Source organism: uncultured Albimonas sp., assembly GCF_963977235.1.
Lineage (GTDB): Bacteria > Pseudomonadota > Alphaproteobacteria > Rhodobacterales > Rhodobacteraceae > Albimonas.
In genome coordinates this window covers 1-11678 of record NZ_CAXBOD010000093.1, presented here as the reverse complement: position 1 = coordinate 11678, position 11678 = coordinate 1, and the positions used below count along the sequence as shown (strand labels likewise).

The window sequence follows — 11678 nt, the reverse complement described above, 5'->3', positions numbered from 1 at the left end:
GCCTTGTCCTGCGCCTTAGCGGCGGGGGCCTCGGCTTGAGGCTTGGCGCTCTCGACGTCGGCCTTCACGATGCGACCCTTGGGGCCGGAGCCCTTCACCTTCGTGAGGTCGAGCCCCTTTTCCTTCGCGATCCGCCGCGCCAGCGGCGAGGCGAAGATGCGCTCGCCGTCCGCCGCCTCCGGCGCCGGCGGGGCAGGGGTGTCGGCCGTCTTGGGCGCCGGCGCGGCGGGGGCGGCGGAGGGTTTCTCCGCGTCGCTCTCGGCGGGGGCCGGCTTCGCCTCGGGCTTCTCGGCCTTGGCGGGGGCCTTCTCCGCGGCCTCGTCGGCGGCGGAGGCGTCCTCGCCCTCCTCGAGCAGGACGGCGATGGGGGTGTTGACCTTCACCCCCTCTGTCCCCTCGGCGATCAGCAGCTTGCCGATCACGCCCTCGTCGACGGCCTCGAACTCCATCGTGGCCTTGTCGGTCTCGATCTCGGCGAGGATGTCGCCGGAGGAGACCGTGTCCCCCTCCTTGACCGTCCACTTGGCCAGCGTGCCTTCCTCCATCGTGGGGGAAAGCGCGGGCATCAGGATCTGGATGGACATCTCCCTCCCCCCTCAGCGATAGCAGATGGCCTTGGCGGCCTCGACCACCTCGGCGGTCGTGACCAGCGCATGGCGCTCGAGATTGGCGGCGTAGGGCATCGGCACGTCCTTGCCGGTGCAGTTCAGGACCGGCGCGTCGAGATAGTCGAAGGCCTTCGTCATCAGCGTCGCCGAGATGTGGTTGCCGATCGAGGCCACCGGCCAGCCTTCCTCGACGGTGACGCAGCGGTTGGTCTTCATCACCGACTTGACCACCGTGTCGGTGTCCATCGGGCGCAGGCAGCGCAGGTCGATGACCTCGGCCTCGATCCCCTCGGCGGCGAGCGCCTCGGCGGCCTCCAGTGCGTAGGTCATGCCGATGCCGAAGCTGACCAGCGTCACGTCCGTGCCCTGACGCCAGATCCGGGCCTTGCCCAGCGGGATGGTCAGATCCTCGATGTCGGGCACGTCGAAACTGCGCCCGTAGAGGATCTCGTTCTCCAGGAACACCACCGGGTTGGGGTCGCGGATCGCCGATTTCAGCAGACCCTTGGCGTCGGCGGCCGAGTAGGGCTGCACGACCTTCAGGCCGGGGATCTGCGCATACCAGGCGGCGTAGTCCTGGGAGTGCTGGGCCCCCACGCGGGCCGCGGCGCCGTTGGGCCCGCGGAACACGATCGGGCAGCCCATCTGGCCGCCGGACATGTACAACGTCTTGGCGGCCGAGTTGATGATCTGGTCGATCGCCTGCATGGCGAAGTTGAAGGTCATGAACTCGACGATCGGCTTGAGGCCCGCAAAGGCCGCGCCCACGCCGAGGCCGGCAAAGCCGTGCTCGGTGATCGGGGTGTCGATCACCCGCTTGCCGCCGAACTCGTCCAGCAGGCCTTGGGTGATCTTGTAGGCGCCCTGGTACTCGGCCACCTCCTCGCCCATCACGAAGACGTCGCCGTCGGCGCGCATCTCCTCGGCCATGGCATCCCGCAGCGCCTCGCGCACGGTCTGCTTCTTCATCGGCGCGTCCTCGGGCCAGTCGAGCTCCAGCTCGGCCATCGGCGCGGCGGGCTTGGAGGAGGCCGGCACGGTCCCGTGGGGCATCTCCTTGGCCGCCTCGCCGGCGTCGGAGGCGCCCTTGACGGCCTCCTGCGCGCTCTCGGCGTCGTCGTCGTCGTCTCCGGACTCCTCGGCCTTCGGCTTGGCCGAACCGGCCTGCTCGGCGTCCGAGGCGTCCTCGCCTTCCTCCAGCAGCACGGCGATGGGCGTGTTGACCTTCACGCCTTCGGTGCCTTCCTCGATCAGCAGCTTGCCGATCACGCCTTCATCGACGGCCTCGAATTCCATCGTGGCCTTGTCGGTCTCGATCTCCGCCAGAATGTCGCCGGAGGAGACGCTGTCCCCCTCCTTGACGGTCCATTTCGACAGCGTGCCTTCCTCCATGGTGGGGGAAAGCGCGGGCATCAGGATCTGAATGGCCATAGTCCCCCTCCTCAGGCGTACACGTTGGTCCAGAGCTCCTCGAGCGCGGGCTCGGGGCTCTCCTGGGCGAAGTCGGCGGACTTGTTGACGATGCCGCGAACCTCCTTGTCGAGGGCCTTGAGCTCCTCGTCGGTCGCGTCGCCGCCCATGGTCAGCAGCTCGCGCACATGCTCGATCGGGTCGCGGGTCTCGCGCATCTTCTGCACTTCCTCGCGGGTTCGGTACTTGGCGGGGTCGGACATCGAGTGGCCGCGGTAGCGGTAGGTGTTCATCTCGAGGATGTAGGGCCCGTCGCCCTTGCGGCAGATGTCGGCGGCCTTCTCGCAGGCGGCCTTCACCGCCAGCACGTCCATCCCGTCGACCGCTTCGCCCTCGATCCCGAAGGCGGCGCCGCGGGTGTAGAGGGCGGGGGACGAGGAGGCGCGCTTCAGGCTGGTGCCCATCGCGTACTGGTTGTTCTCGATGATGAAGATCACCGGCAGATGCCACAGCGAGGCCATGTTGAAGGTCTCGTAGACCTGGCCCTGGTTGGCCGCGCCGTCGCCGAAATAGGTGAAGGTGACGTTGTCGTTCTCGCGGTACTTGTTCGCGAAGGCGAGACCCGCGCCAAGGGGGACGTTCGCGCCGACGATGCCGTGACCGCCGTAGAACTCCTTCTCCTTGGAGAACATGTGCATCGAGCCGCCCTTGCCCTTGGAGTATCCCCCCTCGCGCCCGGTCAGCTCGGCCATCACCCCGTCGGGATCCATCCCGCAGGCCAGCATGTGGCCGTGGTCGCGGTAGGTGGTGATCCGCTGGTCGCCCTCTTTCGCCGCGGCCTCGGCCCCGACGACGACGGCCTCCTGGCCGATGTAGAGGTGACAGAATCCCCCGATCAGGCCCATGCCGTAGAGCTGGCCCGCCTTCTCCTCGAAGCGGCGGATCAGGAGCATGTCGCGATAATAGGCGAGCAGCTCCTCCTTCGACGCGTTGGGCTTCTTTCGCCGCGTGGCGGCCATGGCGTCATCCTCCCTGGTGTGGGCCCGGATCGGTCACGAGGTCCAAGCTGTTCTAGCCTCGCACCATAACGACTGCACGCCAATATCGAGCAAGCGAATTGCGGGTTTCGCGGGGCGGCGGGAAGTTTCGTGCGTCCGCGCCCGAACTCTCGCGCAACGAAAACATACGGTTGTCGTACGATCAGGCCGCCTGAGCGTGCCCGCGGAACGGACCTGCGGCGGCGCCCTGCGAGCGCTCAGCGGATCACGATCTCGTCCTGGCGGGCATAGCCCAGGATCCGACGCGCGCGCTCATCGAGGAGATCGAGGTCGAGATAGCGGTCCGAGAGGCGCCGCGTCAGGTTCTCCATCCGCCGCCGCTCGGTCTTCAGCTCCGCCAGGTTGGCCTCCAGCGTCGACTGCTCGCGCGCGAGACGGACCTGTTCGACCAGGCCGGTGTCGCCCTGCAGCGCGGAATAGCCGAAATAGCTGGTGGCCCCGACCACGAAGAAGCCGAAGGCCGCGGCCACGATCCGTCGCGATGCGCCGTTCTCGTTCATGTCGCTCGCCCGCCTGCTCCGGCGTCCGCCGCCCCGCATGAGGCGGCCGTGGACCTGAATGCAGACAGTGCCGCAGTCTCGTCGGTTTGAAAAGAGTGTTTCCGCGCGAAGGCTTGTCCGCGTCGGCTCAGACGCCGTGGCCGCTTTGGGGATCCGTCGGCAGGCGCGCTCAGACCCCGTAGGATTTCGCGTAGACGATGACCGCGGCCACCACCGCCAGGATCGCGACATGGCGGGCCCGGAGCTGGCGCCCCGACGACCTCGCCTGCAATCGCGAATAGACCTTCAGCGGCGGCGGCCGCCCGACGGAGGCCTCACGCGTCGGCGCGCCGCTGCTGAAGTGGCGCGTGCGCGCCTCGAGCCCGGAGGGCTCGGCCGGGCCGGGGTCGACGGTCCGGAGATATCCTCGGAAATGTGTGGTCATGGGCGATGCGATACCGCCTCGCGCGTGTCCCTCGCCTTAACGAGCCCTTCATCCGTCGTAAATAATCCGTCGAAACGTCGACGATTCACGGCCCGGCCCCGAAACCGTCCGTAAGAATTCCTGCAAGTGACGCAACGAAATGCGCGTCGCCGGCCCTGGAAACGGACGACGCCGCCGACTCCACAGGGAATCGGCGGCGCCGAAGATCGAACCGCGAGGGCGCCCGGGCCCCCTTCAGGCCCTCAGCCCTTGAGGATCGAGCGGCCGGCATAGATCGCCGTCTCGCCCAGCTCCTCCTCGATGCGGATCAGCTGGTTGTACTTGGCCAGCCGGTCCGAGCGCGCCAGCGACCCGGTCTTGATCTGCCCGCAGTTCAGCGCCACGGCGAGGTCGGCGATGGTCGCGTCCTCGGTCTCGCCCGAGCGGTGGGACATCACGCTGGTGAAGCGCGCGCGATGCGCCATCTCGACCGCCTCGATGGTCTCGGTCAGCGAGCCGATCTGGTTGACCTTCACCAGGATCGAGTTCGCGGCTCCCATCTCGATGCCCGTGATCAGCCGCTTGGTGTTGGTCACGAACAGGTCGTCGCCCACCAGCTGGCATTTGTCGCCAACGAGATCGGTCAGGGCCTTCCACCCTTCCCAGTCGTCCTCGGCCATGCCGTCCTCGATCGAGATGATCGGGTAGTCGGCGACCAGACGGCGCAGATACTCGGCCATCTGCTCCGAGCTCAGCACCGCGTCCTCGCCCTTGAGGTTGTACTTGCCGTCCTCGTAGAACTCGGTCGAGGCGGCGTCGAGCGCGATGTAAACGTCCTCGCCCGGCGTGAAGCCCGCCTTCTCCACCGACTTCATGATGAAATCGAGCGCGTCGCGCGTGCCCGCGAGGTTGGGGGCAAAGCCGCCCTCGTCGCCGACGTTGGTGTTGTGGCCGGCGGCCTTCAGCTCGGCCTTCAGCGTGTGGAACACCTCGGCCCCGATGCGCACCGCCTCCCGCAGAGAGGACGCGCCGACGGGCATGATCATGAACTCCTGCACGTCGATCGGGTTGTCGGCGTGCTCGCCGCCGTTGATGATGTTCATCATCGGCACCGGCAGCATCTTGGCGTTGATGCCGCCGACATAGCGGTAGAGGGGCAGGGCCACGCTCTCGGCCGCGGCCTTGGCGACGGCCAGCGACACGCCCAGGATCGCGTTGGCGCCAAGCCGGCCCTTGTTCTCGGTGCCGTCGAGCTCGATCATCGCGCGGTCGATGGCGACCTGCTCGGTGGCGTCGACGCCGGCCAGGGCCTCGAAGATCTCGCCGTTGACGGCCTCGACGGCGAGCGTGACGCCCTTGCCCTTGTAGCGCGCGCCGCCGTCGCGCAGCTCGACGGCCTCATGCGCGCCGGTCGAGGCGCCCGAGGGCACCGCGGCCCGACCGAAGGAGCCGTCCTCCAGCGTCACGTCGACCTCCACGGTCGGGTTGCCGCGGCTGTCCAGGATCTCGCGTCCGGCGATGTCCACGATGGCGCTCATTCTCGCGTCTCCACTGCTCGGGCCGGCGGGGCCGCTGGGGCGCGCGCCGGCGGAAAGGGGTGGGGCCTCAGCGGCCCCGCTTGGGCCGCGCGCCCCGCAGGGGCCGGCCGTACAACTCCATGCGATGACCCATCAGCTCATAGCCGAGCTTCTCGGCCACCTTGCGCTGCAGGGCCTCGATCTCCTCGTCGACGAACTCGATCACCTGGCCGGTGGTCATGTCGATCAGATGGTCGTGGTGCTCGCGCTCGGCGTCCTCGTAGCGCGCGCGGCCGTCGCCGAAATCCACCTTCTCGACGATGCCGGCGTCCTCGAACAGCTTCACCGTGCGGTAGACGGTGGCGAGGCTGATGCGGGCGTCCTCGGCGGCCGCGCGGCGGTGCAGCTCCTCGACGTCGGGATGGTCGTCGCTCGACTCCAGAACGCGGGCCACGGTGCGGCGCTGTCCGGTCATGCGCAGGCCCGCGGCCTCGCAACGATCCAGGATGGTGTCGGTCATCGGCGGGCGGTCTTCTCCGGGCCGTCCTGCGGCCCCCGGGGGGAGGGAGGGCGCCGCGATCGCGAGCGGTGATAACGGATGCGCGAGGCGGGGTCAAAGCGGCGCCGCGTCCCTCCCCGCCGCAGGTCGTCCTAGAGCCGGTCGTCGGGCGCAGGCGAGGGGCCTGCGGGCGGCGTGGCGGCGGCCTTCTCCTCGGCGCGGATCTCGTCCCAGATCGCGTCCATCTCGGCCAGATCGCTGTCCTCGGCCCGCTTGCCCCGCGCGGCCAGCCGCCGCTCGACCTCCCGAAAGCGCCGCTCGAACTTGGCGTTGGTGCGCCGGATCGCGTGCTCGGGTTCGACCTTGAGATGGCGGGCGAGGTTGGCCAGCACGAAGGCGAGGTCCCCGAACTCCGCCTCCACCTCGTCGGGGGTGAGGCGGTCGCGCGCCTCGACCAGCTCGCCCGCCTCCTCGACCACCTTGGCGATCACGTCGCCCGCCTCGGGCCAGTCGAAGCCGACCCGCGCCGCGCGCGCCTGCAGCTTCACCGCCCGCGTCAGCCCCGGCAGACCTGTCGCGACCCCGTCGAGCGCCGAGGCCGCGGCGGTCTCGACCTTGCCCCTGGCCGCGCGTTCCTGCGCCTTCATCCGCTCCCAGTCGCCGGGGCGCAGCTCGCGCAGCACGCCGTGCTCGTCGCCGAAGACATGCGGGTGGCGGCGCAGCATCTTGTCGGCGACGGCGCGGGCGACGTCGTCGAAGTCGAAGAGCCCGGCCTCCGCCGCCATCTGGGCGTGGTAGACGACCTGCAGCAGCAGGTCGCCGAGCTCATCCTTCAGGTCGGCCATGTCGCGCCGCTCGATGGCGTCGGCGACCTCGTAGGCCTCCTCGACGGTGTACTTGGCGATGCTCGCGAAATCCTGGTCGCGATCCCACGGGCAGCCGTCGGGCGCGCGCAGGCGGCGCATGATCTCGCGCAGCCGCTCCAGCGCGCCGGCGGGGTCGCGGACCAGCGCGTCGGAGACCGCGCGGGGCAGGGGCGGGGCGTCGGTCATCGGCGGCGTCTCCGTGGACGGGGGCGGTCCCGGCCGGACTAGCGCGGCCGGGCGGGGGCGGGCAAGGCGGGGGATGGGTCTACAGGCGCCCTGCGGGCGGGCTTGGCGGGCGCGCGTGGGTTGCGGGCGCGGGCCTGGACTGCGGAGGGGGGAGCCTCCGGCGGGCTCCTGACTCACCCAAGAACAAGCCCCGCGCCTGTTCTCCGGAGCCGTCTCTCGCGTCTGATGCCTGAGCGACTCGCCCGCAGGGGTCAAGGACAAGCCGGCTGCGCCGGTCGCTTCGCGATCCCTGACCCCTCCGGCCGAGTCGCTCTGATCGGCATCCGCGAGAGACGGCTCCGGAGAACAGGCGCTTTGCGAGGGGTGGGGGCGTCGCGCCAGGGCGCCCAGGACGAGCGGGGGGCGGAAACGCGAAACGCCCGCTCCGGGTGGGGAGCGGGCGTCGGGTCTGTCAGGCCTGTGGCGGCGTCGCGAGGATCACTCCTCGGCGGCGGCCTCCTCGGCGGCGGCCTCGGCGTCAGCCTCCTCGGCCTCCGCGGCGCGCAGGCCGGAGGGGGCGGAGATGTTGGCCAGCACGAAGTCGCGGTCCCGGATCACCGGGGTCACGCCGTTGGGCAGCTTGACGTCGGAGATGTGGATCACGTCGCCGAAGCTCTTGCCCGTCAGGTCGACGGTGATGTGATCGGGGATCGAGCCCGCGATCACGTTCAGCTCGACCTCGGAGCGCACCACGGTCAGCACGCCGCCCTTCTTGAGACCGGGCGAGTCCTCCTGGTTCACGTAGTCGACGTGAACGAACAGGTTGATGCGGCTCTTCTCGGTCAGGCGCAGGAAGTCGACGTGGGTGGGCAGGTCGCGCACCACGTCGCGCTGCACCGCGCGGCAGATCACGCGGTTGTCCGCGCCGTCCACCTTCACGTTGAACAGCGTGGACAGGAAGCGCCCCGCCTTGAGCCGCTTGAGCAGCTCGTTGTGCTTGACGTTGATCGAGACAGGGTCCGAGCCCCCGCCATAGATCACGCCGGGGACCAGCCCCTCGCGCCGCGCGGCACGGGCAGCCCCTTTGCCCGTGCCGGAGCGGGCGGTGGCCTCGAGAACCGGAAGGTCGGCCATCGTCGACTCCAATCTTGTCTGGTGTTCGGCGCGGACGGACCGTCCGTCCGCGTCCCTGCAACGGGCCTCCAGGGGTGTCCCTGCCGCAGACGCGCGCCTATACGCCCAAATCTCCGCGGGGGAAAGCCCCCGAGCCGGTCCGCGACCCGGCGCGGGGGCGCGCGCCGGGCGGGGCGGCCTCGCCCCCCCGCCTCGCCCCCCCGCCTCGCCCCCCCTGTGCAAACCGTCGCTCCCGCGCCCGCCTTGCGGCCGTCGCGCTTGCCCCGCGCCCCCGGGCGCGCTTTACAGGGGACGCGCATGCGACAAGGGAGGGCCGCTGGGCATGACGGTATCCGAGGGCGAGAAGCCCCGCGTGGCGCTGCTGGCCACCTGCCTCGTCGACCTGTTCCGGCCCTCGGTGGGATTTGCCGCCGCGCGCCTGCTCGAGGACGCCGGCTGCGACGTGCGCGTCCCCCCCGGTCAGACCTGCTGCGGCCAGCCCGCCTGGAATGCGGGCGACGAGCGGGGCGCCCGTCGCCTCGCCCGCCGGGTGATCGCCGAGTTCGAGGGCTACGACGCCGTCGTGCTCCCCTCGGGCTCCTGCGCGGCCACCGTGATCAAGGACTATCCGCAGATGTTCCGCGCCGGCGACCGCTGGCGCGCGCGGGCCGAGAAACTGGCGGCCAGGACCTTCGAGATCACCCAGTTCCTCGCCGACGTGCTCGGCGTCGCCGCCACCGACGGCCGCGCGCCCGAGGGCCCGGTGACCTACCACGACAGCTGCTCGGGCCTGCGCAGCCTCGGCATCAAGGCCCAGCCCCGCGCGCTTCTCGGCGCGATCGAGGGCCTCGAGCTGCGCGAGCTGCCCGAGGCCGAGGTCTGCTGCGGCTTCGGCGGAACCTTCTGCGTGAAATACCCCGAGATCTCCGACCGCATGGCCGCCGACAAGACCCGCCACGCCGCGGCCACCGGCGCCGGCACGATCCTGGCCGGCGACCTCGGCTGCCTGATGAACATCGCCGGCAAGATGAGCCGCGAGGGCCGCCCCGTGAAGGCCCGCCACGTCGTCGAGGTGCTGGCCGGCATGACCGACACGCCCGCGATCGGAGAGAGCTGATGACAAGCGCGATCGGAGAGGCCGGATGACCCACGCGCCCACCACCCCGAACTTCCGCCAGAACGTGCGCGAGGCGATGGCCGACGCGCCGCTGATGGAGCAGATGACCACCGCGCTCACCGGCTCGATGGCCCGCCGCGGCGCCGCGGCCGGCGCGGTGCCCGAGTTCGACGCCATGCGCGACGCCGGCCGCGACCTCAAGAACCACGTGCTCGAGCATCTCGACGTCTATCTCGAGACCTACGAGCAGGCGGTGACCGACGCCGGCGGCCACGTCCACTGGGCCGAGACCGCCGAGGACGCCCGCGCGATCATCCTCGACATCTGCCGCAAGGCCGACGCGAAGACGGTCAACAAGGGCAAGTCGATGATCTCCGAGGAGATCGGGCTCAACGACTATCTCGAAGAGAACGGCGTGACGCCGGTCGAGACGGATCTGGGCGAATACATCATCCAGCTCCGAAAAGAGACGCCCTCCCACATCATCGCCCCCGCGATGCACGTGAACGTGCCGCAATGGCGCGAGGCGTTCCGCAAGTTCCACCCGCATCTGCCGGCGGACCGAGACCTGGAAGGCCTCGACAAGCTGCTGCTGGAGGCCCGCGGCGAGCTCCGGCGCAAGTATTTCGAGGCCGAGGTCGGGATCACCGGCGCCAACATGCTGATCGCCGAGACCGGCCAGTCGGTGATCGTGACCAACGAGGGCAACGGGGACCTGTCGCAGTCGCTGGCGAAGGTCCACATCGTCATCGCCTCGCTGGAGAAGATCGTGCCGACGCTCGAGGACGCCTCGACGGTGCTGCGTCTGCTGGCCCGCTCGGCCACGGGGCAGGAGATGTCGGTCTACACCACCTTCTCCTCGGGCCCCCGCCGCCCCGAGGACCCCGACGGGCCCGAGGAATACCACGTGGTCCTGCTCGACAACGGCCGCTCCGAGATGCTGGGCTCCGAGTTCCAGGACATGCTGCGCTGCATCCGCTGCGGGGCCTGCATGAACCACTGCCCGGTCTATCGCGCGGTCGGCGGGCACGCCTACGGCTGGGTCTACCCCGGGCCGATGGGGGCGGTGCTGACGCCGGCGCTGATCGGCGTCACCCAGGGCGGCAACCTGCCCAACGCCTCCACCTTCTGCGGACGCTGCGAGGAGGTGTGTCCGATGCGCATCCCGCTGCCCCGGATGATGCGCCACTGGCGCACGCGCGAGTTCGAACGCAAGCTCTCGCCCCGCGGCATGCGCCGGGGCATCGGCGCCTGGGGCTGGGCCGCGCGCCGTCCCGGCCTCTACCGCGCCGCCGCCGGCTTTGCGGCGCGGGCGCTGCGGATGCTGGGCGCGGGCTCGATCCGCAGCCTGCCGCTGGCCGGGCGCGCCTGGACGCAGACCCGCGATTTCCCCGCCCCTCAGAAGGGCGGCACCTTCCTCGCGCAATGGAACCCTGACGCCGAGGGCCGTCGCAAGGGCGCTGCGCGATGAGCGCGCGCGTCCGCATCCTCGCCAACCTCCGCCGAAAGCTGGAGGAGGGCCGCCCCGCCGCCGAGCGCGCCGAGGGCGTCGCCGCGCGCCTGCGCCTCGCCGGCGCCCAGACCGCCCCGCGCCCCGAGGCCTCGCGGCTCGAGGGCGCCGCCGCGCTCGCCCGCTTCGAGGAGAAGCTGCGCGCGGTCGACGCCTCCGTCTCCCATGTCGCGGGCCTCGAGGCCCTCCCCTCGGCCCTGGCCGAGGAGCTGCGCGCCCGCAACCTCCCCGCCGCGATCCGCATGGGCGAGGATCCCGACCTCGCCGGTCTCGACTGGTTCGGGCTCGAGGCCAGCCGCGGTCCCGGCCGGATCGAGGAGCCCGCCACGATCTCGCGCGCCGTCTGCGGCGCCGCCGAGACCGGCACGCTGGCCCTGCGCTCGGGCCCCGAGAATCCGGTGACGCTGACCTTCCTGGGCGAGACCCATTTCATCGTGCTGCGCCGGTCCGAGATCGTGCCCGGCCTCGAGGAGCTCTGGGCCCGCATCCGCCGCTCCGGCGCCCAGCCGCGCACGGTCAACCTGGTCACCGGGCCCAGCCGCTCGGCCGACATCGGCGGCGTCCTGCAGCTGGGCGCCCACGGCCCCGTCGCGGTCCACGTCTTCATCCTGGACGACTGACCCGCCCGCAGGCGCCGCGTCACGCGCAGCCCCGGTTTCGGCCTCCCGCCCGCGGCGCGTTTCCCCCTCCCCGCTCGTGGCCCCCGTCTCCCGGCCCGCCGCCCTGGCGCCATGGCGCAACGCCCCCAACCCGTCGCGAAGCGCCTGTTCTCCGGAGCCGTCTCTCGCTGATGCCGATCAGAGCGACTCGCCCGCAGGGGTCAGGGATCGCGAAGCGACCGCCGAAGGCGGCTTGTCCTTGACCCCTGCGGGCGAGTCGCTCAGGCATCAACAGCGAGAGACGGCTCCGGAG

The 11678-nt window shown here is 70.7% G+C and carries 12 protein-coding genes; 3 read left to right on the top strand and 9 right to left on the bottom strand.

Annotated elements, in window-relative coordinates; genetic code table 11:
* From AAC134_RS22505 to AAC134_RS22465, 9 genes are all read right to left on the bottom strand, one after another.
* Positions 1-584: biotin/lipoyl-containing protein (locus tag AAC134_RS22505; protein ID WP_339951814.1), on the bottom strand; the 584-nt coding region annotated here is incomplete at its 3' end.
* Positions 585-596: 12 nt separating this feature from the next.
* Positions 597-2039 (bottom strand): pyruvate dehydrogenase complex E1 component subunit beta, encoded by a 1443-nt coding sequence (locus AAC134_RS22500; RefSeq protein WP_339951812.1) that lies wholly within the window; start codon positions 2037-2039, stop codon positions 597-599.
* A gap of 11 nt (positions 2040-2050) precedes the next feature.
* Positions 2051-3037 carry a pyruvate dehydrogenase (acetyl-transferring) E1 component subunit alpha gene (gene pdhA / locus AAC134_RS22495; protein WP_339951810.1) on the bottom strand — a complete coding sequence of 329 codons (987 nt, stop codon included), beginning with the start codon at positions 3035-3037 and terminating at the stop codon, positions 2051-2053.
* 236 nt (positions 3038-3273) lie between these two features.
* Positions 3274-3576, bottom strand: coding sequence for a septum formation initiator family protein (locus AAC134_RS22490; RefSeq protein ID WP_339951808.1), 303 nt, complete (start codon positions 3574-3576; stop codon positions 3274-3276).
* A 169-nt stretch (positions 3577-3745) separates the two neighbouring features.
* Positions 3746-4000 carry a hypothetical protein gene (locus tag AAC134_RS22485; protein WP_339951806.1) on the bottom strand — a complete coding sequence of 85 codons (255 nt, stop codon included), beginning with the start codon at positions 3998-4000 and terminating at the stop codon, positions 3746-3748.
* 242 nt (positions 4001-4242) lie between these two features.
* Positions 4243-5517 carry a phosphopyruvate hydratase gene (eno, locus tag AAC134_RS22480; RefSeq protein WP_339951804.1) on the bottom strand — a complete coding sequence of 425 codons (1275 nt, stop codon included), beginning with the start codon at positions 5515-5517 and terminating at the stop codon, positions 4243-4245.
* A 67-nt stretch (positions 5518-5584) separates the two neighbouring features.
* Positions 5585-6016 (bottom strand): Fur family transcriptional regulator, encoded by a 432-nt coding sequence (locus AAC134_RS22475; protein ID WP_339951802.1) that lies wholly within the window; start codon positions 6014-6016, stop codon positions 5585-5587.
* 131 nt (positions 6017-6147) lie between these two features.
* On the bottom strand, positions 6148-7047 hold the full coding sequence (gene mazG, locus AAC134_RS22470) for a nucleoside triphosphate pyrophosphohydrolase (protein WP_339951800.1): 900 nt from the start codon (positions 7045-7047) through the stop codon (positions 6148-6150).
* 477 nt (positions 7048-7524) lie between these two features.
* Positions 7525-8160 carry a 50S ribosomal protein L25/general stress protein Ctc gene (locus AAC134_RS22465; RefSeq protein WP_339951798.1) on the bottom strand — a complete coding sequence of 212 codons (636 nt, stop codon included), beginning with the start codon at positions 8158-8160 and terminating at the stop codon, positions 7525-7527.
* A 322-nt stretch (positions 8161-8482) separates the two neighbouring features.
* On the opposite strand from AAC134_RS22465, the gene AAC134_RS22460 reads away from it, so the two are divergent.
* From AAC134_RS22460 to AAC134_RS22450, 3 genes are read left to right on the top strand one after another with little or no spacing between them, the layout of a single operon-like run.
* Positions 8483-9256 (top strand): (Fe-S)-binding protein, encoded by a 774-nt coding sequence (locus AAC134_RS22460; protein WP_339951796.1) that lies wholly within the window; start codon positions 8483-8485, stop codon positions 9254-9256.
* A gap of 25 nt (positions 9257-9281) precedes the next feature.
* A complete protein-coding gene (locus AAC134_RS22455; RefSeq protein WP_339951794.1) occupies positions 9282-10727 on the top strand; it encodes a LutB/LldF family L-lactate oxidation iron-sulfur protein in 1446 nt (481 codons plus the stop codon).
* Positions 10724-11386 carry a lactate utilization protein gene (locus tag AAC134_RS22450; RefSeq protein WP_339951792.1) on the top strand — a complete coding sequence of 221 codons (663 nt, stop codon included), beginning with the start codon at positions 10724-10726 and terminating at the stop codon, positions 11384-11386. The genes AAC134_RS22455 and AAC134_RS22450 overlap by 4 nt, the downstream gene beginning before the upstream one ends.
* Positions 11387-11678: the final 292 nt, after the last annotated feature.